The following is a 24,473-nucleotide window of genomic DNA, read 5'->3' as shown; positions in this document are numbered from 1 at the left end:
TTTCGATCGGTCCAGATCATCGGTCGACGACCGGCAGAATCTGACACTACGGCAGGCGATCGCGCATAACTAGATACCAAAGAAGGACAATACTATTTCGGACGTCCGCCTGATAATGTCGTTTGAAACGGACGGAGACTCATGTCGAGCACTGATGGCCATCCCACGCCTGGCCTCCCCGAACTCACTGTTGATCCATTAAGCAAACCGGTAACTGTCTTCCGCGACGAGTGGGGCATCCCGCACATCCAAGCCGCCTCCGCTGCTGATGCATTCGTTGCCCAGGGATACGCGCACGCCGAGGATCGGCTCTGGCAGATGGACTCGGCCCGTCGTCAAATGGAGGGCCGTTGGGCCGAATGGGTCGGCCCAAGCGGCGTAGCGGCCGACAAACTAGCCCGCCGGCTTCAGGCGGCAGCGGCCTCTCGACGTGACTACGCTGCGCTCGGCGACGAAGCGCGTCTGATGGTGGATTCGTACGCTGCCGGCGTCAATGCCTTTCTCGACGAGAAGCGCCCACTCCCCCTCGAATACCAGCTGGTCGGCGGGGCACCAGAAAGATGGGAGGGCTGGCACTGCATCGCCGCCATGCGGCAGCGTGGATTCCTCATGGGATCTGTCTGGTTCAAACTCTGGCGCACGGCCGCACTCGCGGTCTTGCCTCCCGAGCAAGTTGCCAAGCTGAGGTACGACGATGGCGGCAGTGAGCGTCTCTGCATTCCTCCTGGCACGGATGCAAGACGCTGGATCGCTTCTCTGCAAGAGCTTGCGCCCGCGGTCGAGGCGGTCGCGCAACTTCAACAAGAGGACTCGACTGGCGGCGGGAGCAATAACTGGGCAATCGCGCCAAGCCGAACTGCTACCGGACGTCCGCTACTGGCGGGCGACCCGCACCGTCAGTTCGAAATGCCCGGCATGTATGCGCAAATGCACCTCGCCTGCGATGAGTTCGACACCATTGGCCTAACTGTGCCGGGTGTCCCTGCATTCCCACACTTTGCGCACAACGGCACTGTCGCGTGGTGTGTCACGCATACGTTCGCGGATATCCATGACTTGTACGTCGAACGTTTCGACGTAGAGGATCCGTCTCGTTATCTCTTTCGAGACCAGTGGCTCGACGCCGACATCTCCGAAGAGACGATCGGCGTACGCGGCGGTCCCGACGTGACCGTGGATATCATCCGCACTCAGCACGGCTCCGTCATCGCCGGTGACGCGGGCCAGGGCGTGGCGCTCACGCTGAAATCGATTCAGATGGAGGGCACAGACCGCTCGTTCGAAACACTGTTGCCGATGCTTCGGTCGACGAGCTGTGACACCTTTTACGCAAGCACGAAGGGATGGGGGCTGATCGACCATAACCTCGTCACCGCGGACACTCACGGCAACATCGGTCACCTGGTCCGCGCTCTCGTTCCACGACGGCCGGCCCTCAACGGCTGGCTACCGGTACCCGGCTGGACCGGTGACTACGAGTGGGATGGCGTCATCCCGTGGGAGCGCATGCCACGGGTGGACAACCCCGAACGTGGATACATCGTCACGGCCAATAATCGCGTAGTGGACACAATCGCCGAGACGGGCGATTACTTCTGCACCGACAGCCATCCCCCGCATCGGGCGAGCCGGATCGAGCAGCTTATCGCAGCGATGCCGTCGGCTAGCCTCGATCAGATGTCCCATATTCACGCCGATACCGCGAGCGCGCCGGCGGCGATGTTCCGCGACCGCATTGCGGCCCTCTCGTTGACCGATGAACCCGCACGTCGACTCCAACAACTCATTTCGGACTGGGATGCCCGGTTGGACGCTGATTCATCTGCGGCGGGGGCCTACACCCGCGTGCGCTGGGCTCTGGCCGCGCTGCTTGTCGAGCGATCTGGGTTGGGCAAGACCCTGAGCGACCCCCTGACTCAGGTACCACCGGGGGTCTCGCCGGCCAACCAGGCGTGGTGGATGCTGCCGACGCTGCTGCGCAACGACGACGCGAGCATGTTTGGCGGCTGGAACTGGGATGAAGCATTAACGGAGGCACTGCGCGTCGCAGCATCGAACGGCATGCCCGGCCCATGGCAGGAGGAGCACAGCGCGATGCTTGCGCATCCGTTTGGTCGTCACTTCGAGGACGCTGCCGCGGCACTCAGCCCGCCCGGCGCACGACTCGGCGGCGACAACGAGACGGTGTGGGCGAACGGATGCACGGCGGTCGGCGGCCTGCGTGCGACGTACGGCGCGATCTCGCGCTACGTGTTCGACGTCGGCAACTGGGATGCCAGCACCTGGATCGTCGTCAGCGGTTCATCGGGAAATCCGTCAAGTCCTCACTATCTTGACCAGCATGAGAAATGGTCGCGCTGTGAGATGGTTCCGATGACCTATAGCTGGGATGCGATCGCAACATCCGCCGCGCGGACGGTGCTGCGGCCTGGACGGGGCTAGCCTTCAGCCCGGGTCGTTGTCTACGACCTTCGACGTTACTTAGCGCGTAAAGGCCGGCCACCGATCCATAATGCCCAGCCGGCGCTCAAGTGCCTCGGCGACCTGCAGAACCGCTATGTCCCGATGGAGCGCACCGGCGATCTGAATGCCTACCGGCAGGCCGGACTTGGTCCAGCCGCACGGCAACGAAATAGCCGGCTGGCCGGTCAGGTTGAACGGGTTCAGCGCATAGGAACGGCCGAAACCGGCGTACTTCTCCTGACCCTCGAAATAGTCACGTCCGTCGATGATGCTCGAATCGCGCCCCGGAAATGCCGACCACGCTTCGAGCGGCATGGTCGGGCTGACGAAGAAGTCCACTTCTTCAAACATCTTCACGGAACTGGCGTAGAGTGCGCCCCGCTTGGCTTCTGCCCTACGAAGCTCGACCGCGGAATACTGGTTCCCCGCCTCGATCATCTCCTGGAGGGTGTCCTCAACCCAGTCGGGGTTCGATTCCACTACCGAGCCGATTCCATTTGCAATCTGAGTCGTATAGATGGCGCGATGGAATTCGGACGTGTCCTCCCACCCCGGTGCGGCATCCTCGACCAGGCAGCCGAGCTCGGCGAGCACGTCGACCGCGTCCTGGACGATCTCGACTATCTCGTCTTCGACCGGGCCATATCCGAGGTCGGCGCTCCATCGAACTCTCGTGCCTGCCAAGGGCCGATCGCCCTCGGGCAGCACTTCAAACGGCTCCAGCGGGCTCGTGATCGTGGCAGGGTCACGCACATCATGTCCGGCGAGCACAGACAGCATCATCGCTGCGTCAGCGACGGTACGAGCCAACGGGCCGTTGTGAGTGCGATGCGTCCAATACTCTCGGTACGGATACATCGAGACCCGACCGAAAGAGGCCTTGAACCCCACTACGCCACATAAGGCCGCCGGAATACGTATTGAGCCCGCGCCATCGCCGCCTTGCCCGAACGGTCCGAAACCCGCCGCGACGGCAGCGGCCGCACCGCCCGATGACCCACCGGCCGTCCGGTCCAGCTTCCACGGATTGACGGTCGTCTCAGCGACGAGGTTGTCGCACATGTCCTTGTAGCCAAAGTGCGGCGTATTTGTCTTTCCCAAGAGCAGCCCGCCAGACTGGCGCAGTCGCTCGGCGGTCGCGCTGTCCTGTGTCGGGACATTGTGCTCGAGAAACTTTGAACCCTTTGTCGTTCGGATGCCGGCCGTGTCGTCGAGATCCTTGATAGAGAAGGGGATCCCGTCCATCGGACCGATTAACTTTCCGCTGCGGGCCCGATCATCTGCGTGCGACGCCGACTCCCGCGCAAGATCGTCAGTACGGGTGATGAAAGCGTGGACGTCAGGATCGTGAGCGTCGATGCGCTCGAGCACCGAATCTAAGATCTCCGACGGCAGTACCTCTCGGGCACGGATCATCGTGCCGAGGTCGGTCGCCGTACGACGCCATAGTTCTGTACTCATCGCTCGCTCCTGGTCGTCTTGGCCTCGCGGATTGCGCGAAGCTCCTTCTTGGCTCGCCCGAGCCGGTCCTTGCGACTGCGTTCGAGGTCGAGAATCGCACGCGCCCGGGGGTCAATCAGCCCACGAAGGCCTTCTCCGAGCAAGTTGAGCGACATCACGCTGAGGACGATCGCGATTCCGGGAAAGATGATGAACGTCGGCGCGACAGTGATGAAGGCTCTTGCCTCGCCCACCATGTTTCCCCATGTCGGGGTCGGTGGCTGCACCCCGAGTCCGAGGAAGCTGAGAGAGCTGTCCGCGAGCAATGCGGACGCGTAGATGAACACGGTCTGGACGAGGATAGTGGACGCCGAGTTGGGCAAAATGTGCGTCAGCAATATCTTTGGTCCGCTGACCGCAGACGAGCGGGCCGCCGCGACAAATCCCTTCTCCTTGAGTGAAATCACTCGGCTGCGTACTACGCGTGCGATATGAGGAGTGAAGACGACGCCGAGCGCGATGATCTCGCCCCACACGCCTGAGCGCAATGCGATAAGTAACGCAATAGCAAGGACAATGGGCGGGAACGCCATGACCCCGTCCATCAGTCGCATCAAAGGCCCCGACATCTTGGCGTAGTAGCCCGTCACCGTCCCGATCAAAGTCCCGAGCACAAGTGCCATACCGGTGATCGCGAAGCCGATCCCGAGAGATGTCCGCCCCGCGTACACAATTCTTGCGAGAACATCTCGGCCGTACTCGTCGGTGCCAAGCAGGTGTGCCCCACTCGGTCCCTGCAGACGATTACTCGGGTCGATCGCGCTGTATGACTGAAGCACGAACGGTCCGACCGCAGATATCACGAGGATCGCGACGAAGATGGCTCCCCACACGAGCGTCGGCGCGTCACGCCGCCAGAGGCCGCGCACTCCGGCGCGCACCTTGTCCGCGCGTCCCCTCGTCGGATCGTCCGAGATGGCTCGGTCGACCGAGGCGTCAGATTCCACCGTCATTGGACACGCACCTTCGGATCGGCGAGCACGTACAGCAGATCGGCGATGAGGTTCACGATCACGAAGACGACAGCCATGGTCAGTGTCAGACCGAGAATCAGCGGATAGTCTCTCGCCTGAATCGCGTTATAGAGAGTCAGGCCCCATCCGGGGATGACGAACACCATCTCCAGCACGATCGCGCCGCCCAGCAGATAACCAAAACTCGCGCCCACCACTGTGATTACGGGCAGTAGTGCGTTGGGAAGCACATGCCGATACAGAAGTGTCTTTTCTTTGATCCCCTTAGCTCGTCCAGTGCGGAGGTAGAGATTGAGCAACTCGCCGGAGATGCTCTCGCGCAGGGTCGCGACAAAGAGGGCTACCTGATGCGACGCGAGCACAATGATCGGTAGCACGAGGTATTGCAAGCCTTCAAACGGATGGCTGAGCAGATCGACGTACCCGCTCACCGGGAAGATCTGGATAAACACTCCGAAGATCAGCACGAGGACGAGCGCGAGCCAGAATGATGGCATCGCCAGCCCGAACGCCGTGATCGGCGTTAGGAGCCTGGCCCATAGTGAGCGTGGTTTCGCCGCCGCCTTGAGTGCAAGGGGGACGGCGAGAACCACGCTCAGCACGGTGCTGGCCAACGCCATGAAGATCGTCGGTAACGCGTGATCGACAATCACCTTCAGGACCGGCTGAGCAAACGTAATCGACTTGCCGAAGTCCCCGACGACCGCGTTCCCGAGCCACGTGAAGTACTGCAGGATCAACGGCCCATCGAGGTTCATCGCATGCGTCAACTCATCGATCTGAGACTTGGTCGCATACGGTCCGAGCAGCGCGGCGGCCGGCTCTCCCGGAATCAGATGGATGATGAAGAACATCGCGGTGCCCACAAGTAGCAGCACAATGACGAGATCGCGCAGCCGTCTGAGAATCAGGCGTGCCATTACCGGTTCCTTTAGCTCGTGACGTTTACGCGGACAGGTAGCAGTTCCAGAAGATTCCCTGCGTGAACGGCGACACGTCCTTCAGCTTCTTGGAGTTGACTACGAACGTCTTGTTCGGAGCCACCGAAATCACCGGAAGGTCGTCCCACACAAGTTGCTGGATCTCATCGACAACGCCCTTTGCCTCCTTCGCGTCCTTCGCTGCGCTGTACTTGTCCATCAGGGCATCCAACTTGTCGGACTTGTACTCGCCCGGCCACGTGGGGGTCAGTGGAAGCACCTGGCTCGGTGAGGTGACGGTCCCACTGAACGACGTGAAACTGATGTCCCAGTCCGTGGGGTCCGAGGTGAGCTTCGAGATCATGGTCGGGAAGTCATACACCTGGACGTCGGCCTTGAGCCCGATCTTCTCTAGTTCGGCCTGCAGCACGACGGCCATTTGGTAGTACTTCGGGTAGGTCTGCGTCGTAAAGATCCGGATCGGCTTGTCGGCAGACAGACCGGCTCCTTCAAGCAGTTTCTTCGCTTGCTTCTCATCGTGCTTCTTGTAGATATCCTCACCAGCCTGCGAGTACATGGGCTTGTCGACCGAGAAGACCATCGCGCCATCCAGTGGGGTCCAGAAAATATCGGGCCCGAACGATGCCTGCGACATTGCCTTCTTGTCAATCAGCATGTTGAGACCCTGGCGCGCCTTGAGATCTTTGAAGGCGCTATTTGCGTTGTGGTTGATCAACACGGTCGCGACGAGGCCCGTGTCCGAGACGGAGGAATCGACCGACGGGTCAGTTTTGAGTGCGTCGTACTCATCGGCGCTCACCGCCTGCGCCCACTGGAACTGGCCTGACTTCAGCCCGTTCAGCTGCTGTGCTGGGTCGGCGACAAAGCGGAAGTCGATGTTGTCGACATACGCCGTCTTCGCCCCGGCGACACCACTGGACTTGCCATCGACACTCTTGTAGTCGTCGTACCTAGTGAGGACGACGGACTGACCGTGCTTGTAGTCCTTGAGCTTGTAGGGGCCGGTACCGATGATCTTGTCATCGGCAATCGGAGACGTACCGGCCGATTCTGCAACGGACGCCGGGACGATGATCGCGGCTTGCACGTTGTACGCCAAATCGCCAATCAGTGAGTAGCGCGGCTTATTGAGTTTGATCGCGACGGTCGAGTCGTCCTGTGCATCAATCGACGCGATGTCCTTGGCCGCCAACTTCCCGGTGCCCGAAACCAACTCCCAGCGCTTGAGGCTCGCGACGACGTCGGCGGCTGTCATCGGATCACCGTTCTGGAACTTCACGCCGGTGCGCAGCTTGATCGTGTAGTTAAGCCCATCGTCGGATTTCGTGTAACTTTCGGCCAACATCGGCGCCGGCTGGTAGTCCTTGTCCAAGGCGAACAACTGCTCAAAGACGTTCATCGCAACACGAATAGTCAACGAACCACTGTTCTGGGCCATATCCAGCGTCTGCGGGTCACCTGAGAGTGCCGCGACGACGGTGCCCCCCTTTACTGGCTTGCCGCCGCTCGCGCTGCTGCTGTCGCTGGTTCCGGCGCCGCTACAGCCTCCGACTGTCAATGCGGCCGCGACCGCGATCGCGGCGATCTTGGGGCCGACGCTCGCGCGGCCCTTTCGGACTCGGGGGAGATGCATCCTCATGAGTTACTCCACTTCATAGGGGAACTAGGGTTGTTCGGCGCGGGCGCCTATTTATGCTCGTTACTGTTGGACCGGCTTGAGCGGGAAGTGACACGCGGCCAGCTGGCCGGAGACAATGGGCGTGAGCGACGGCGCTTCGCGATCACACAGGTCCTGTCGTCGTGGGCAGCGATCGCGAAAACGGCAGCCAACGGTGCGATCAACCGCGCCCGTCTCGGCGTCCAGGCCGCCGATGGTCGACTTGGCCCGGTCATCTCGCGACCGAGGGTTGTATGGATCAGGGTTCGCATTCAGCAACATCTGCGTATATGGGTGCGCAGGCCCCGACGACAACGCCTCCGCCGACGCGATCTCGACCAGGGCGCCGAGATACATCACTCCGACGCGATGAGCCACCGAAAGCACCAAGCTCAAATTGTGAGTGATGAACAGATACGTCAGGCCGTGCTCGTCCTGCAGCCGACGAAGGAGATTGACAATCTGGCCCTGCACCGAGACATCAAGGGCGGAGGTCGGTTCGTCGGCGACGATGAGTTTCGGCGAGGTTGCTACGGCACGGGCGATCGCGACCCGTTGTCGCTGTCCGCCTGACAGCTCCGATGGGCGTTTCTGCGCATATGCGCGCGGCAGGTTGACCTCATCTAACAACTGGTTCACGCGCTCGTTAATCGCGGGCTTCTTGAGCTTGAGCAGCGACTTCAGCGGCTCGGCGATTGCCTGCCCAATAGTCTGGCGAGGATCAAGAGAGCCGTTGGGGTCTTGGAAGATGATCTGCACGTCCCGACGGAACTCTCGGTCCGCCGCTCGCCCACGTAGGTGCGTGACCTCGCTTCCGTCGAGGATGATCGAGCCATCGCTCGCTGGCTCGAGCCGCGCGATCAGGCGCCCCAAGGTCGTCTTTCCGGAACCGCTCTCTCCAACGAGACAGAAGAACTCGCCACTTCGCAGCTCGACACTGACCTGGTCGACCGCCCGGATCGAATTCCCTGCCTTCTTAGATCCGATCGACTCGCTACGCGCACTTGTTGAGTAGACCTTTGAAACATCGTCAACGACCAGGAAATCTTGACGTCCTAAGGGGGCGTCTTGCGACGAAGGCGGAGCGGCGTCACGTTCTGGGCGATAAATCGAGTTCCGGCGCGCATCGTAGGTCAGAAAGTTCCAGCACGAGACCAAGTGGCTGCCGATCGGACTCGCGATCGTCGCACCATCCGGACGTACGTCGGTCGACACCTCGACGAGGGTCGGCTCATTGACGGCACACTTCTCGGTCGCGAGACCGCACCGTGCCATGAACCGGCATCCGGCGATTTCGTCGGACGGCGATGGCACCGATCCGGGTATCGTGCGCAGCTCGCGTCCGCCGCCGTGATCCGGGCGCGGCACGCATTCCAGCAGCGCCTTCGTGTACGGATGCTTCGGCCTGGACAAAATCTCCTCACACGGGCCTTCTTCGACAAGTCGGCCGGCGTACATCACGGCCACCCGATCGGCTATCTCTGCGGCGATCCCCATGTCGTGCGTAATCAAGACAATTGCCATGTTTCGTTCACGCTGCAGTTTCACCAACAGGGTGAGGATCTCCGCCTGAATCGTGACGTCAAGCGCCGTCGTCGGCTCATCCGCGATAAGCAGCTCGGGATCACACATGAGTGCCATCGCAATCATCGTGCGCTGTTGCATCCCGCCCGATAGCTGATGCGGATACCGCTCTAGACAGCCGGCGGGGTCAGGAATGCCAACTTGAGCAAGCAATTTCGCGGCCTTCTCAAGGGCCGCATCCTCGGACAGATCACGGGCGGCCTCGACGAGCTGGGGTCCAATTCGCTTTGTCGGATTAAGGGCTTCCATACATTCCTGGAAGATCACCGACGCTCGGCGACCGCGAACAGCAGCCATCTGGAGCTGATCGAGGGCCACCAGATCCTGGCCGTCAAAATCGGCACGGCCGAACACCTCGACAGACGACGTGAACTCGAGCAGACGAAGGATGGACAACGCCGTTACGGTCTTGCCGCTCCCCGACTCTCCAACGATGCACAACGTCTTGCCCCGCTCAACAGCCAGCGCCACATCGCGAACGAGGTCGGTCGTCTTACTTGGTTCTTCGAGACTGACACGAAAATCTGAAACTTCGAGCAGGGGCACTACACACTCCTCGGTCCGGGCCATCTCGCTATTTTGCATCAATCGTCCGAAATACTAAAGAGCACATTACAGAATGTTTGTTGCCTCAAAGTTACGGTCTGATTGCAAAGTTGCCCGACTACCGCTGGATCGGCACGCTCCGCGAACGACAGATCTCACTTCGATCGGCAGCCTTAATACGCCGCTCGTTCAATATCCACTGGTGGTACTACGAACGGCGGTCACGCACAAACAACGGCACCGCTCAGATCCAGCGATAGATCTGAGCGGTGCCGTCGAAAGCGATAACTCTGAGCCGAAACTCGGCCTGCTGCGCTACTCCATCGTGCTACTTTTTGGCAACGGCGACGCCGCGCAGGTTGGGATACCCGTTGGCCTTCTGAGAGGCGCCCGACACGTTATCGGCGTACGCCGCGGCCTGATGGATCATGCACACGGGGATCAGGTGCGGCGGACTCTCGACCCAGGCATCCATGTACTTTTCGTACGCGGGCTTGCGTTCGGCCGGGTCCATCGACGCGGCGCCCTCCGCCCCGTACTTCACCAGCTCGGGGTATTCCATTGCGCCAGGGTTAAACAGCGCCGTGGGGCTTAGGTACCGGCTCATGACGGTGTCAGGGTCGTTCATCCCGGTGTAGATGGAGGTAAACGTCTCGGTCGTCTTGTCGATGGCAAACTCCTGCACCTGCGGGTTCGGAGGCAAGGAGTGGATCTCCATGGTGATGCCGATGTCGGCGAGTTGGCTCTGCACGACCTCCGCGAACTTCGTGTAAATCGTGACGTTCGGGGCGGCGGTGGCGATGTCCAGCTTCGTCACGCCCGCCTTCTTCATGATTTTCTTGGCCGCGTCGGGGTCGTAGGGAAAGACGTCGAGGCCGTCGCCGATCTTTTCGCTGTATCCGGGGCTCGTCTCCGGGAAGGGTTGGATCTGTGGGGTGCAGTAACCGTCGTACAGACCCTCTGAGATTGCTTTGCGATCGATCGCCATGTTCAGCGCCTTGCGCACCTCGGGGTCCGCAAACGGCCCCTTGGCCGTGTTGACCATGAAGTAAATAAACAAGGTGCTCGGCCTAATGACGGGCGTTTTTCCGGCTTCGGATGCTAGGTCGGCCTCGTCAGGGTTGATTCTGGCGCCGTCGACCGTCCCGGACTTCAGCGCGTTGATACGCGTCTGGTCGTCGGGCATGTAGTGATAGGTCATTGTGGCGACCCGCTGCGCGTCCGGATCCCAGTAGTCTGGCGTTTTCTCGTACTCCACCTTGCTGCCAGTCTGAATGTTCGTGGCCTGGTAGGCGCCGATACCAACTGGCTTCGCGTCTAGACCGCCGGCCTCGACGGCCGCGGGAGACACCATGATGCCGGCACGACTGGCAAGCCCAATCACGATTGAGCCGAGGCCACCGGTGAGGTGCACGTCGACGGTGGACGGGTCGATGACCTCGACCGATTCGATCTGGTGCAGCTCGCCGGCAAGGCGGCTCTCTTTATCGCGCGTCCGATCGAGGTTGAACTTGACCGCATCGGCATCAAACGGCGTGCCGTCCGAGAACGTCAGGCCGGCGCGCAACTTGAGGGTGAGGGTCTTGTTGTCCGCTGAGGGGGTGAACTCCTCGGCGAGCATTGGATGGACGCTTCCTTCTGAGTCCTCGAAGAGCAGCCGATCGTAGACCGGCGCATACAAGGTGATGTCCGAGCCATTGATACTTTTCGTGGGATCCCAGCTGGCTGGATAGCTCGTGTAGGCAAACTCGAAGTGCCCGTTAGGGTCATAGTCCTTCGCCAACTTGATGGCGCTGCCGTAGTTTTCGGTGTCGGCGGCCGACTTCCGATCCGGCGCGGCACCACAGCCGGATAGAACCAGCCCCGCACAGATCAGTCCGGCCAAAATCTTTGGTGCGCGTTTCATTCGTGCTCCTTTTCGAGGCGATTACAGCGCGCATCGCAGCGTCGGAACATCAGCGCCGCGGCACATTTTTGTCGGCAATTTCCCGCGTCAGACCGTTAAGTCTGCGTTAAGTGGAATATAGAATATGACAGATCGGCGGCAGAAACCCAAGGGTGCCCTATCGGTTCGTTACCGATCCGATAGCAACCGTGGGCCACACCCGATCTCACGATTTCATCGCGGGTCTGCGGCGATTCTCTCTATCACGCGGTCAAGCATTCTGATCTGTTCATCGCGCGAGGCACTCCCCTTGTAGAGAGTCGCTTGGACACTCAGACCGTCGATCAGGACATGAAACTCTCTAATGGCCTGCTCTATGTCAATGTCCGGTTTCAGCTCGCCGAGCTGAGATGCCTCCGCCAATCGGTCACGGATACGGCCCCGTAGGGCATCTAGCTCGCGCCCGTTGATTTCAATCAAACGCTTGTCACCCACCGCCTGCCCCCAGAAGCTCGCTTCTATGGTCGCCAGCAGTCGACGTCGCTTGTCGAGGGGGAGGCACTCGAGCAGGTATTCACGCAGCGCAGCCAGCCCAGTGAGCTTGGTTCCGGACACTCGCTCGAGCACCTCTAAATGTGCAGCGCGCATCGCCGACGCCATGATGTCGGCCTTGTCCTTGAAGTAATGCGCCAGAACACCGCTCGAATAGTTGGCTTCCTTGGCAATCTCGCGGGTCGTCGTGTTGGCAATGCCCTGCCGGGCAATTACCTGCCATGTCGCTCTAATGATCGCTCTGCGGCGCTCCTCGTGGTCAACTATCTTCGGCACTAAGGAACCTCGCTATCGAAGTGTGAAACCGCTGTTGCGCTTGACCGTAGCGAGATACACCCCAAGAACGTCCGTCGGGTCACCGTGAACGGTCATTGGTAATCTTGCGCGCATGACTGAGCCCGCGATCGAACCTACCGACTTCATCAGTGAGATCGTTCGCGCGGACAACACCGCCAGCACATTCGAGGGCCGCGTCCAGACCCGATTTCCTCCGGAGCCGAACGGCTATCTGCACATCGGGCACGCGAAGGCAATCGTGGTCAACTTCGGCACCGCCGATCGTTTCGGGGGCACCTGCAACCTGCGCTTCGACGACACCAACCCCGAGACCGAGGACATCGAGTACGTCGAGTCGATCGTGAGCGACATCCGTTGGCTGGGCTACGAGCCGGCCAAAATCCTGTATACCTCCGACTACTTCGAGCAGCTCTACACATGGGCGGAGTATCTCGTCGAGCAAGGCAAGGCATACGTCGATGACCAAGACGGCGACACCATCTCCGAGCAGCGCGGCGACTACAGCAGACCAGGCGTCGACTCGCCGTACCGTGATCGGTCGGTCGATGAGAACCTCGACCTGCTGCGGCGGATGCGCGCCGGCGAGTTCGGCGATGGCGAGCGATGCTTGCGAGCGAAGATCGACATGCGTGCGGAGAACATGTGGCTGCGCGACCCGGTGCTGTACCGGATCCGCCAGGCCCACCACCACCGCACCGGCGACACGTGGCCGATTTACCCGACGTACGACTGGGCGCACGGGCAGAGCGACGCGATCGAGGGCGTGACGCATTCGCTGTGCACGATGGAGTTCGAGTCACACCGGCCGCTGTACGACTGGCTGCTCGCCCAGCTATCGCTACCGAATGACACCCCGAAGCAGACCGAGTTCGCGCGGATGGAGATCACCCACACGATCACCTCGAAGCGTCGGCTACGCAAGCTCGTCGAGGAAGGCATCGTCGAGGGATGGTCCGACGCGCGGATGCCGACGATCAGCGGTCTGCGGCGCCGCGGCTACCCGGCCTCCGCAATCCGCGCGTTCTGCATCGAGACCGGCACGACCCGCGCCAACGCGCGGCAGTCGATCGAGTTACTGGAGTCTTTTGTACGACGTGAACTGAACCTGACCGCGCAACGGCGAATGGTCGTGCTGCGCCCGCTTCGGCTGGTGCTCGACAACTGGCCGACCGACGGTGACGGCAACCCGGTCGTCGAATATTTCGAAGTCGCAAACAACCCGGAAAATCCGCAGGACGGCACGCGCCGCATTGCGTTCACTGGCAAGCTGGTCATCGAACGCGACGACTTCGCCGAGGTGCCGCCGCCGAAGTTCTTCCGGCTCTCCCCCGGCAAGGAGGTGCGCCTGCGCGGCGCTTACCTGATCACGGCCACAGAGGTCGTGAAGGACGCCGACGGCAACGTCGTCGAGGTGCGCGCGACGTACGACCCGGAGTCCAAGGGCGGCTCGGCGCCGGACGGACGCAAGGTGAAGTCGACTATGCACTGGGTCTCCGTGCCGAACGCGGTCTCGGTGCAGGCGGCGCTCTACGAACGGTTGTTTACAACCACGGTCCCCGGCGACGAGTCCGGTGAGCCGTTGGACGACCTGAATCCCGACTCACGGGAGTTGCGCAGCGATGCGCTCGCCGAGGCGGCCGTCGCGGACGCCGCACCAGGACAGGTGCTGCAGTTCGAGCGACTCGGCTATTTCGCGAGCGACCCCGACCGGCCGGGCTACTTCCACCGCACCGTTGGACTCCGCGACGAGTGGGCCGCCGCGCAGAAACGGCAAGCCAAGAAGAAGTAGCTCATCGGCCGCAGGTCAGCGAAGGGTGAAACCGCTGTTGCGCATGACCGTAGCGAGATAGACCTCGAAAACGTCCTTCGGGTCACCAATCACCCGCTCGACATACCCCTGCGACTCGAGCTGAACGTAACCGAGCACTGCAAGCGACATAATTACGCCGACATCGGGTAGCGCATTGAACCCTTCACCGGCGTACTTATCCGCATCGGGAACCGGACTCACGAGGTCGCCGGCGCGTATCGCGTCCTGGATGATTTGTCTCGGGACCTCCTGGGCACGAGTCAGAATCTCGACGGCCTCTTCGGTCCCGCGCCCGTCGCGTGCCTCGCCGCTGAGCAACAGTCTGAACTCGCCCGGATGCTCCAGCGCCCACGAACGGAAGCGCTGCGCCATACCCATCCAACGCCGCGACAGCGGGTCACCCTCGTCCTCTCGATAGCCGAGTATGGCGTCGAGATCCCGATAGATATCCAGGCGCAAAGCCGTCAGCAGGTCCTGGCGACTCGCGAAGTATCGGTAGAGACCTGACGGAGTCATCCCGATCGCCCGACCGATAGCGCGCATGGCCATGCGCTCGGGCCCGACTTTGCGGATTTCGCTGAGCGCTACCGTCTTGATCTCTTCGACCGTGGCGGCATAGTTGCGTTCTCGCTTGCCCGCGGACTCGGGAGCGGCACTGTCGTTGTCCATGTACACGCTTCCTGCCTACGGCCCGCGTTCGTACGGTACGACGCCGGTGAGACCGAACTTCACTGAGCCGACTAATAGTAGGCGGCGGCAGTCCATCCTGTCGCCACCGTAGGCACCCATCGCGATTTAGATCACCAGTCCACAATCATCGCCAACACCGACACCACGTGCCGCGCGCGTTGGCCGGTCGGTAGCGTGTCTACTAACCACCTCAATCGCTGGAGTGTTAGATGCCGGTCCCCGCTGATCTTCAAGGATTCTTCTTCGGCCGCAGTGCGCGTGCGACGGTCGAGGACCTCATGTCCGGCCGGGTGACGGCCGTCGAGGTGGTCACCAAGACTCTCGCGGCGATCGATCGCGCCAACCCGCAGCTCAACGCGTTCTCGTACGTCGACCACGAGGGGGCACTCCGGCGGGCAGCGGAGCTCGACGCGCTCCAGGCAAGCGGTACGACGGGTGGCCCGCTGCACGGCATCCCGGTGGGCATCAAGGAGATCATCGACGTCAAGGGCCTGCCCGCCGAACGCGGCTCGGGGCTGTACGCCGGACGGATCGCCGATCACGACGCACCGATCGTCACTCGGCTGCGCGAGGCAGGCGCGATCATCATCGGCATGACGGTGACCCACGAGTTCGCGCACGGTGGCACGGCCGACATCTCCGTCCATGGCCCCGTGCACAACCCGCACAACCTGATGCGCATCTCCGGTGGGTCCAGCGGCGGTAGCGGCGCCGCTGTCGCGGCCGGTCTCGTGGCGCTCGCGCTCGGCACCGACACCGGCGGCTCGATCCGCCTACCTGCGGCCTTCTGCGGACATGTCGGCTTCAAGCCACAGTACGGCGTACTCCCCGTCGACGACATTTTTCCGCTGGCGAGCTCACTCGACACCGTCGGTCCGATGACCGGCTCCGTCGAAGACGCGGAGCTTCTCTACTCGGTAATGGACCCGTCGTACGCCGCCACTACCGGGCAGCCGAGCATTTCGCTCCTCGAGCCGACCGGCGATTTTGCCTGCGACCGACGGATTCTCGCGATGGTCCAGCAACGGGTTGCTGAGGTGTACGGCGATGACCCGCCACGCCGCGAGATCCCGGACATCGAGGACAACAAGGCGGCGATGCTGTCGATCTTCCACTACGAAGCGCACCGGGTGCATGCCGAGCACCTCAAGACCGATGCCGACAAGTACCAGACCGAGACGTCCGAGCGACTCATTGCCGCGGCGTCGATAACCGACGCGGACTACCAGTCGGCGCTGGCCACCAAGGCACGTTTGACCGCCGACTGGCTCGGCACCGTCGAGCCCGGCGAGATCCTCGTGACTCCGGGAACCGTGTTTGTCGCACCCGAGATCGGCGAGCGGACGAGCATGGTCGACGGTCAGCAGCTAGCCACCCTCGAGGCGATCCCGCGGTTTACCCGCACCTGGAACCTCATCGGCGTACCGACGATCGTCGTGCCCATCGGCGAGTTGGACGGCCTGCCGGTCGGCGCTCAGCTCGTCGGGCAAGCGGGACGAGAGCACGAGCTCTTCGCCGCCGCCGCGCGGATTGCAATCAACTAACGGACCAATCAGCGAGACGGAGACCAGACGATGACGACCTATGTACTCGTGCACGGCGCATGGAGCGGCCCACATCAGTTCGGCAAGGTACGCCGCCTCATCCATGCGGCCGGACACGAAGTGTTCACTCCGTGCCTGACCGGAATCGGCGAACGCTCACATCTGACCAGCCCACAGGTCAACCTGTCCACGCACATCACCGACGTCGTCAACACGGTCCTCTACGAAGACCTCCGCGACATCGTGCTGCTCGGATTTTCGTACGGCGGCATGGTGGTCACCGGCTCGCTGGAGCACATCGGGGACCGCGTTTCCCACTTGGTCTATCTCGACGCGTTCGTGCCCAACGACGGGCAGTCGGTCAACGACATCTCCGGCCGCGGCGCTCGTCGACCGATCGAGATCGAGCCGACCTGGCTGGTGCCGGCTGCGCCCCGCGAGTACGACGACCCGGCCGACGCGGAGTGGTCGTCGAGGCGTCGTACGCCGCACCCGGCGGCTTGCTTCGACGAGGCGGTCCACGTCGATAAACCCGTCGAAGACTTCCCATTCAGTCGCACTTACGTCAAAGCATTGCGGGATGAGCCCATCGGCAAGAGCGCGTTTTGGGCCGCCGCCGAACGCGCCAAGACCGGCGACCGGTGGCGCTACCGCGAGGTCGACACCAATCACCTGATCCCCACCAATCGCCCTCAGGAGCTCGCAGACATCCTGCTCGAACTCGGCTAGCTCGGACAGTTCGATGCGCTCAGCGCACGAAACTTTCCAGCGAAGCGGTTAACGTGTGATGAACCTTTGTTTCATGTAGACCACATTTATGGACATTTGGTTCATGAAGGCCTTACTGTGCTCATGTGCAAAACAGCAACTCCCCCGACGGGCTCGCCGCGGTAGATCCCGCGGCGGCCTCCGTCTTGGTCCTCGACTTCGACGGCACCGTGTGCCTAGGCGACGGCCCGGTGTGGGCGTACGCGAATGCCGCGTTCGGCCGCATCAATGACGTTCGCGCGACTCACCAGATGCGCGAACGTCTCACCACTTTTCTGTCCGCTGGCGCTCGCGCCGCCGCGTACAAGGACGGCTACTTCGCGGTCGCGGATCTGGCCGCGGCCCATCTCGACGCGGACGCTCTCGACGCGGCGTACGCCGAGAGTCGTCAGGCCCTCGCAACCCTGCCGGGCGACGTACGCGCACCCGAGGGTCTGCATGACTTCCTTGACCAGTTCGACAACGTTGCACGGGTGCTCGTGACCAATGCGCCGTACGACGGGGTCACCGAGACGCTGGCAACCCTCGGCCTGACGGACGTCATCGACGCGATCATCGCCGATGCCAAAAAACCCGCCGGATTTCGTGACCTGCTCCCACGGCTGCGGGACGGCCGGCCCGCAAGTCACTTGCTCAGCGTCGGCGACGTCTACGACAACGACATCGCGATCCCCCTCGAAAGTGGCTGCGCCACAGCCTTCATTAACCGCTTCGGACACAATCCCGGGCCCTCGCACCTGCATGGCGCCCGGTTCGAGGAGATGTACGACGGCATCCACGCCTGGGCGCGCGACCCTGAGCAATTCCTGCGGTCGCGTCCCCTGCCCACCCCTTACGCGCGCCAACCCCATCCCAGCGCCACCGCACCAGCAAAGGACCAGCCATGAAGATCACCCGCAAGTCGGCGTTCGCGGTCGCCGCGATCAGCGTCGCGCTGACCACCGCACTCGGCGCCTGCGGCGCCACCCAAGGCTCGGACTCGGCGTCGTCGAGCAACAGCAGCAAAGTCTGCACCGGGAGCGGTGATAAATCCGCAAAAGACCCCACTCAACTGACGTTAGCTCTCGTACCCAGCGGCGATGCCAGCAAACTGGTTGAGTCGGTCAAGCCGCTCGAGAATGCACTCACCAAAGAGCTCGGCATCCCCGTCAAAGGAGTGATCACCGCTGACTACCAGGCCGCGGTCGAAGGCATTGGCGCCGGGCAGGTGCAGATCGGCATGCTGCCGTCGCTGCAGATGAGCCAGGCTTGCGACAAGTACGGTGCCGTGCCAGCGCTGCAGACGGTCCGCAAGGACAAGAGTTCTTACGCCGCACAGTTCTTCACAAACAACCCAGACAAGTACTGCGCCGACAAGCCGAAGGCAGGCCCTAATGGCATGCTCTACTGCAACGGCACCGAGTCCGGCAACGGTCCGGCCGGGCTGGACTCCATCAAGAAGGTGAAGGGCGCCAAGATCTCCCTGCTGCAGCCCGCTTCCCCCGCCGGCTACATCTTCCCGGTTGCCGCGCTCAAGAAGGACGGCATCAACGTTCCTGCCGATGTCAACCCGATCCAAGTCACCGCCAACGACGCGTCGGTCCTCGCCGTCTACAACGGTGATGCTGAAGTGGGCACGTCGTACTGGGATGCCCGTGAAGTAGTCGCCAAGGACACCCCGGATGTCGGCCAGAAGGTCGTCGTCTTCGCGCTCACCGACGAGATCCCCAATGACGGCGTTTCGCTTTCCTCGAAGCTCAGCCCCAAGTGGCAGACGAAAATCAAGGACGCGATGCTGAAATATGCAGGCACCAAGGAAGGCGCCGCCGCGCTCGGTGACATCTACCAGATCACCGGCCTGCAGCCGGCTAACCCGAAGGCGCTCCAGAAAACGGCCGACGTCGCCGCGACCATCGGCGTGGGTAAGTAACCACGATGACCCCCAGCACCACGGATGCAGCCTTGGGCGTCGGTACGCCGCCCAAGGCTGACATCCGCTTCGAGCACGTCGATGTCGTCTACCCCAACGGTTTCAAGGGGCTCGACGACATCAACTTGTCCATACCCGCGGGCGAGATGGTCGGGGTTGTCGGACTGTCCGGTGCCGGCAAGTCGACTCTTGTCCGGTCGATTAACGGTCTCGTGCGCATTACCGGCGGCGAGATCACCGTCGGCGAGCGACAGCTCTCGACGATCAAAGGTGCCGGGATGCGCGAGCTGCGCTCCAACGTCGGCATGGTCTTCCAGGGCTTCAACCTCGCAAAGCGCACGACGGTCCTCAACAACGTGCTCGTGGGAAGGCTCTTCCACACGTCGACCTGGCGCACGTTGATCGGCGCCTGGAAGAAGGACGACGTTGAACTGGCGATGGACGCGTTGGCGCGGGTGGAGATCCTGCCCAAGGCCTACACGCGCGCATCAGAGCTCTCCGGTGGCCAGCAGCAACGCGTGGGGATCGCCCGCACATTGGCGCAGCGCCCGAGCGTCATCCTCGCCGACGAGCCGGTCGCCTCGCTGGACCCACCCACCTCACACGTCGTGATGCGCGACCTACAGCGCATCAACCAGGAGTTGGGCGTCACCGTCATCACCAACTTGCATTTCCTCGACCTTGCGCGGCGCTACTGCGACCGACTGGTCGGCCTGCGCTCAGGAAAACTCGTCTTCGACGGCATCGGCGCCGACGCCGATGAAAACGTGTTCGAGAGCATTTACGGACGCTCGCTCACGGCCGAAGACGTCATGGATGCCAAACCGGTGCTGGACGAATCCTGATCATGAGCACCCCGACGCGGCGTACGCCGGACCATGCCTTGCAGCGACCGCAAAAACCCCGCTCTGCATGGAAAGCCGTGCTCGCCCTCATCGCGCTCGCCGTCATCACGGTCTGGTGCGCGATTGGCGTAGGGGTTGACTTCGGCGCGATTGCGCGTAACTGGAACAACGCCAGCGGCACGCTCTTGCAACTCGCCCAGCCGGACTACGCATTCTTCCCCAAGACGCTCACCGCTCTCGGCGAGACGGTGGAGATGGCGGTCATCGCGACCGCGGTCAGCGCAGTTATTTCGCTACCGATCTCATTTCTCGCGTCCCGCGCGACCAACCCGCACGGTCCGCTGCTGGCCGCGACCCGCCTGGTCATCAACGTCATACGCGCCGTACCCGACATCCTCTACGCCGCGATCCTCGTGTCCGTCGTCGGTACCGGCGCGATCTCCGGCGTGATCGCGCTGATCCTCTTCGACATCGGGATCATCGTCAAACTCGTCTCGGAGTCTCTCGACGGCCTGGATCGCGGCCCACAGGAAGCCTCCCTCGCGGCCGGCGGCACCTGGGTGCAAGCCGACCGAGTCGCGATCCTGCCGCTCGCGATGCCCGCCTTCGTATCCCAGACGCTCTATACGTTTGAGCTCAACATCCGCGCCTCCACCGTGATCGGGCTCGTGGGCGCCGGCGGCCTCGGCGTCCTGATCGACAACGTCCGGACGTTCTACCTGTATCACTACCTGAGCCTGATCATCTTGGAGATTCTGATCCTCGTCGTCGTCATCGAGTTTGTGTCCTCGACGCTGCGCAACAGGCTGGCCAGATGAGCACCGCACTCAAGCCGGAACGGAACGTGGCTTCCCCGATGGAGCGGCCCGTCAAGCCGCGCCGGTGGGGCACGAAAATCGTCTGGCTCGTCGTCACGGTGATCGTCGTCGTGGCGTTCTGGAATGTCGACATCAACTGGGCGTCGCTGACCAACTTCCCTGCCAACGCGTGGAAGTACCTCAAGCTACTGTTCGCGCCGCCGGACTGGTCCAAGACCGGGCAGGCACTCGATGCCACCCTGCTTTCGGTGCAGATGGCGTGGATCGGCTCGGTCATCGGGATCATCGTCTCCTTCCCGTTGAGTTTCCTTGCCACCCGCGGCTTAGCGCCAATCTTTGTGCGCTGGCCGATGCGCGGCCTGTTCGCGATCATCCGCGCCGTACCGGAAGTCGTGATCGCCGTACTGATCTTGTCCGTCACCGGGCTGACACCGTTCACAGGTGCGCTGGCCCTCGGCGTCGGATCCATTGGCACGCTAGGTAAATGGGGCTACGAGTCGTTTGAGTCCGTTGAGCCCGGTCCGCTCGAAGCGGTCCGCGCCAGCGGAGGGTCACGCTGGCAGATCATGCGCTGGGGAGTATGGCCGCAGGCTCAGCCCGAGGTATTCGCGTTCTGGCTCTACCGTTTTGAGATCAACGTTCGCGCCTCAGCGATCCTGGGCCTCATCGGCGCCGGTGGGATCGGAAAGATGCTCACCGACAACACTCAGTACCGGATCTGGAATGCGGTCGGTATTCTGCTGATCATCGTCATCGTGGTCACCATGATAATCGACCAGATTTCGGGCGCGATCCGGCACAGAATCATCTACGGCAGTTGGAAAATCGTCGGTTTCGGACGCCGCCGCAAGTCACTTAACGTGGCCACGAAAAACAACGCGACGCGAGAGGGGCTAAACGAGTGACGAACGACGTGCTGCGCATCCTGCATATCTCAGATACGCACCTGTTCGGTGACTCCACGCTGCACTACGGGCGCGTCGACACGACCGGTGCGCTGCATAGAGTGCTGAAACACGCCGCCGATCTGGGACCGCTCGACCTGGTCATCGTCTCTGGAGACTGCTCGGACGACGGTACGCCGGCCTCGTACCGCATCCTCGCCGAAGCCGTCGGGGAGTACGCCGCATCACATGGCGCACAGGCGATCTACGCGATGGGCAACCATGACGCACGTGCCGGATTCCGCGCTGTCCTCGGCGATGGTCACCGTGCCGCTGCGGTGTACGACGGCGTCGAAGGTCCGATCGACGGCATAAGCGACGTCGACGGCGTGCGCGTGATTACGCTCGATAGCTCCGTGCCGGGCGGCAAGGCCTACGGTGAGCTACGCGACGCGCAGATCACCTGGCTCACCGCTCAACTCTCGACTCCGGCGCCTCGCGGCAGCATCGTCGTCCTGCACCATCCACCGGTCCCGGCGTGCACGCCGTTGCTGCGCACGATGGAGTTATTCAACCCCGACTTGCTGGCCGACGCACTCGACGGCACCGACGTGCAATTGATCCTGGCCGGGCATTTCCACCATCAGTTCGCCGGCTCATTGCGCGGTACGCCGGTCCTCGTCGCGCCGGGCGTCGCGAACTGCACAGATCCCACGGCCGCGCCCAACGTCCAACGCACCCTCGTCGCCAGCGGCGGCACGCTCGTCGAGCTCGCCGCGACGGGTTTCCGTGCGACCAGTTTTCACGTCCCGGGCACGGAAGAGGACCACGTGCTGAACCTGCTCACGCGCAAACAAATGGCGGGTATAGCGCGAAATCTCGGCTCGCCAGACTGGGAGCAGCGCCTTGCCGAGGCCACCGGTGAGTGACCACCGCCCGGGCGGGGTCATCGCAAGCATCCGCGCCCAGGCCCCGTCTCTGCAGCCGACCGAACGCGCGGTCGCCAACGTACTTCTCCAACACAGCAGTGAAATTGTCGAACTCACCTCGCAGCAGGTTGCCGATCTTGCCGGGGCGTCGCGGCCGACCGTCGTACGCACCTGCCAGAGCCTGGGGTTCAGCGGATACCAACAGCTGCGGGTCCTCATCGCGCGCGACGCTGTCGCCGCCAACGAAAGTCCGGTGCTCGATCTAGACGGGTCGGCCGCCGTCGTCGCGGGCACATTCGCGCATGTGCGGGAGTCGGTCTCCGCAATGACCGCGCTACTCAATCCGGCCGACGTTGACCGCGCGGTCATCGCGATTGCCGAAGCACGCCGGGTGGTGCTCATCGGCAACGGCTTTTCCGCACCGGTGGCCGCCGACGCGGCAGCCCGAATGTCTGGAATCGGCCGTCCCGCCGAAGTATTGCTCGACGCGATCGGACAGCAGGTGACCGCGCGTCAGCTCAGCGCCGCCGACGTACTGCTCGTCGTCAGCGGCAGCGGCGCAAACCGCTCGACGATGCAGGCGGCGATAGCAGCACACGAGGCTGGCGCGACCGTCGTACTGCTCACGTCGTTCTCGCACTCGCCGTTGGTTTCACTCGCCGATATCACTCTGGTGGTCGGCATGCCGGACCTTTCGTTTAAGGACGAGATCACCGTGACCACGCGGATCCCGCAGGTCATCTTGCTCGAAGGTCTTGTCGCCGCACTGACGATCCATCTCGGCGACGTGGCGGCACAGGCCAAGTCGATCACACTGGAAGTCGTCAGCGACAACCTCGCGGAATAGCCGCTCAACCGATGGGCAGTGATTTTTCGTCTTTCGTCGCCAACGTCAGTACGGCTTCCTCGATGAACTCGTGTGTCTCGAGCTCTCGTTCGACCCGACGCAAGTCCGTCGAGACGTGCTCTTCATCGTTGTTGCCTCGGATGTCAACGGCCGCGACCAGATAGACCCGACTCGGCCCAACGAACTCCAAGTGCACGTAGGTCACTCGGTCGATCTCCGCGCGCTCAAGCAGGAACCGTACGGCCGCTTGCTCGGACCGCTTGCCAGAGGTTTCGCCTATCAAGAACCGTCGGTTGCGGTCGATCAAGATCACCGCGACCACCCCGAGCAGTACGCCGATCAGGATGGAGCCGACCGCGTCGTACGCCGCAATACCGGTCATCTGGTGCAGGAAAATTCCGAGGAAGGCAATCGCGAGCCCGACTAGCGCGGCCGCATCCTCGGCAAATACCGCCCGCAACGTCGGATTGGAACTCTCGAGCACGTGCTCAAGAGTGCCCCGATCTGCCCCAAGGGCACCTCGTCGTGCCTCTCGGAATGCCTGCGCAAACGACGTTCCCTCCAGAAGCGCGGCCGCCGCCAGCACGATGTATGCGACCGGGTAGTTCTCGGGGCCAGGGTCCGCGGTGAGGGACTCGATTCCATGCTGGATCGACAGGACAGCGCCGACGGTAAACAGCCCGAACGCGGCAAACATCGACCAGACGTATGTTTCTCGGCCATAGCCCATCGGGTGGCGCTCGTCGCGCGGCTTCGACCCGCGGCGTTCGGCCACAAACAGGAAGATCTCGTTGCCTGCATCGGCCCAAGAGTGCGCCGCCTCGGCAGTCATCGAGGCCGATCCGGTGACCACAGCGGCAATCGACTTTCCCACCGCGATAAGCAGGTTGGCCGCAAACGCAATGACGACGGTCAGCGAGATCCCGGACTTCTGCTCCACTTGATCGACTGCCACCCTTTGACCCTAGCGACTCATGGACCCTGGCGACACAAGTCTCCCGACGTGAACCTTTTCGATCGCGCACGCGTG

20 protein-coding genes are annotated in these 24,473 nt (G+C 62.4%); 11 read left to right on the top strand and 9 right to left on the bottom strand.

The annotated features are described in order from the left end of the window. Positions 1–141: 141 nt before the first annotated feature. Complete coding sequence (locus CLV47_RS16650; protein ID WP_106350186.1) at positions 142–2,442, top strand: penicillin acylase family protein; 2,301 nt, start codon at positions 142–144, stop codon at positions 2,440–2,442. A 39-nt stretch (positions 2,443–2,481) separates the two neighbouring features. On the opposite strand, the gene CLV47_RS16645 is transcribed toward CLV47_RS16650, so the two are convergent. The 7 genes from CLV47_RS16645 to CLV47_RS16615 form a co-directional block, all read right to left on the bottom strand. After that, the gene (locus tag CLV47_RS16645) at positions 2,482–3,924 is read right to left on the bottom strand and encodes an amidase (protein ID WP_106350185.1); all 1,443 of its coding nucleotides are present in this window, start codon (positions 3,922–3,924) and stop codon (positions 2,482–2,484) included. Continuing rightward, positions 3,921–4,916 carry an ABC transporter permease gene (locus tag CLV47_RS16640; RefSeq protein WP_106350184.1) on the bottom strand — a complete coding sequence of 332 codons (996 nt, stop codon included), beginning with the start codon at positions 4,914–4,916 and terminating at the stop codon, positions 3,921–3,923. Before CLV47_RS16640 ends, CLV47_RS16645 begins: the two co-directional genes overlap by 4 nt. Next, positions 4,913–5,857, bottom strand: coding sequence for an ABC transporter permease (locus CLV47_RS16635; RefSeq protein WP_106350183.1), 945 nt, complete (start codon positions 5,855–5,857; stop codon positions 4,913–4,915). The genes CLV47_RS16640 and CLV47_RS16635 overlap by 4 nt, the downstream gene beginning before the upstream one ends. A 25-nt stretch (positions 5,858–5,882) precedes the next feature. After that, complete coding sequence (locus tag CLV47_RS16630; protein ID WP_106350182.1) at positions 5,883–7,517, bottom strand: ABC transporter substrate-binding protein; 1,635 nt, start codon at positions 7,515–7,517, stop codon at positions 5,883–5,885. 60 nt (positions 7,518–7,577) lie between these two features. Next, positions 7,578–9,665 carry a dipeptide ABC transporter ATP-binding protein gene (locus CLV47_RS16625; protein WP_170111121.1) on the bottom strand — a complete coding sequence of 696 codons (2,088 nt, stop codon included), beginning with the start codon at positions 9,663–9,665 and terminating at the stop codon, positions 7,578–7,580. A gap of 328 nt (positions 9,666–9,993) precedes the next feature. Beyond that, on the bottom strand, positions 9,994–11,571 hold the full coding sequence (locus CLV47_RS16620; protein WP_106350180.1) for an ABC transporter substrate-binding protein: 1,578 nt from the start codon (positions 11,569–11,571) through the stop codon (positions 9,994–9,996). A 213-nt stretch (positions 11,572–11,784) separates the two neighbouring features. Beyond that, a complete protein-coding gene (locus CLV47_RS16615) occupies positions 11,785–12,378 on the bottom strand; it encodes a TetR/AcrR family transcriptional regulator (RefSeq protein WP_106350179.1) in 594 nt (197 codons plus the stop codon). Between the two features lie 112 nt (positions 12,379–12,490). Here CLV47_RS16615 and CLV47_RS16610 point away from each other — a divergent pair, with 112 nt between their 5' ends. After that, on the top strand, positions 12,491–14,188 hold the full coding sequence (locus tag CLV47_RS16610) for a glutamine--tRNA ligase/YqeY domain fusion protein (protein ID WP_106350178.1): 1,698 nt from the start codon (positions 12,491–12,493) through the stop codon (positions 14,186–14,188). Between the two features lie 15 nt (positions 14,189–14,203). Here the strand turns inward: CLV47_RS16610 and CLV47_RS16605 are convergent, their stop codons facing one another. Next, positions 14,204–14,878 (bottom strand): TetR/AcrR family transcriptional regulator, encoded by a 675-nt coding sequence (locus CLV47_RS16605; RefSeq protein WP_106350177.1) that lies wholly within the window; start codon positions 14,876–14,878, stop codon positions 14,204–14,206. Positions 14,879–15,108: 230 nt separating this feature from the next. Between CLV47_RS16605 and CLV47_RS16600 the strand changes: the two genes are divergently transcribed. The 9 genes from CLV47_RS16600 (at position 15,109) to CLV47_RS16560 (ending at position 23,443) form a co-directional block, all read left to right on the top strand. Continuing rightward, entirely contained in the window at positions 15,109–16,443 is a 1,335-nt protein-coding gene (locus tag CLV47_RS16600; RefSeq protein ID WP_106350176.1) for an amidase, read from the top strand. 30 nt (positions 16,444–16,473) lie between these two features. After that, complete coding sequence (locus CLV47_RS16595; protein ID WP_106350175.1) at positions 16,474–17,172, top strand: alpha/beta hydrolase; 699 nt, start codon at positions 16,474–16,476, stop codon at positions 17,170–17,172. Positions 17,173–17,297: 125 nt separating this feature from the next. Beyond that, positions 17,298–18,098, top strand: a complete 801-nt coding sequence (locus CLV47_RS16590) for an HAD family hydrolase (protein WP_106350174.1) — start codon at positions 17,298–17,300, stop codon at positions 18,096–18,098. Continuing rightward, positions 18,095–19,120 carry a phosphate/phosphite/phosphonate ABC transporter substrate-binding protein gene (locus CLV47_RS16585; protein ID WP_106350173.1) on the top strand — a complete coding sequence of 342 codons (1,026 nt, stop codon included), beginning with the start codon at positions 18,095–18,097 and terminating at the stop codon, positions 19,118–19,120. The genes CLV47_RS16590 and CLV47_RS16585 overlap by 4 nt, the downstream gene beginning before the upstream one ends. A gap of 5 nt (positions 19,121–19,125) precedes the next feature. Continuing rightward, positions 19,126–19,965 (top strand): phosphonate ABC transporter ATP-binding protein, encoded by an 840-nt coding sequence (gene phnC / locus CLV47_RS16580; RefSeq protein ID WP_106350172.1) that lies wholly within the window; start codon positions 19,126–19,128, stop codon positions 19,963–19,965. Positions 19,966–19,967: 2 nt separating this feature from the next. Beyond that, positions 19,968–20,783 (top strand): phosphonate ABC transporter, permease protein PhnE, encoded by an 816-nt coding sequence (phnE, locus tag CLV47_RS16575; RefSeq protein ID WP_106350171.1) that lies wholly within the window; start codon positions 19,968–19,970, stop codon positions 20,781–20,783. Then, entirely contained in the window at positions 20,780–21,688 is a 909-nt protein-coding gene (gene phnE, locus CLV47_RS16570) for a phosphonate ABC transporter, permease protein PhnE (protein ID WP_106350170.1), read from the top strand. Before phnE (CLV47_RS16575) ends, phnE (CLV47_RS16570) begins: the two co-directional genes overlap by 4 nt. After that, positions 21,685–22,596, top strand: coding sequence for a metallophosphoesterase (locus CLV47_RS16565; RefSeq protein WP_106350169.1), 912 nt, complete (start codon positions 21,685–21,687; stop codon positions 22,594–22,596). The genes phnE (CLV47_RS16570) and CLV47_RS16565 overlap by 4 nt, the downstream gene beginning before the upstream one ends. Further along, entirely contained in the window at positions 22,589–23,443 is an 855-nt protein-coding gene (locus CLV47_RS16560; protein ID WP_146135411.1) for a MurR/RpiR family transcriptional regulator, read from the top strand. The genes CLV47_RS16565 and CLV47_RS16560 overlap by 8 nt, the downstream gene beginning before the upstream one ends. Before the next feature lie 4 nt (positions 23,444–23,447). Here CLV47_RS16560 and CLV47_RS16555 read toward each other — a convergent pair whose 3' ends face one another. Beyond that, positions 23,448–24,398 (bottom strand): cation diffusion facilitator family transporter, encoded by a 951-nt coding sequence (locus CLV47_RS16555; RefSeq protein WP_106350167.1) that lies wholly within the window; start codon positions 24,396–24,398, stop codon positions 23,448–23,450. Between the last annotated feature and the right edge of the window lie 75 nt (positions 24,399–24,473).

The organism is Antricoccus suffuscus (genome assembly GCF_003003235.1).
GTDB lineage: Bacteria > Actinomycetota > Actinomycetes > Mycobacteriales > Antricoccaceae > Antricoccus > Antricoccus suffuscus.
Note: the sequence above shows the minus strand (reverse complement) of the source record. Positions and strands in the feature narration are given on the sequence as shown.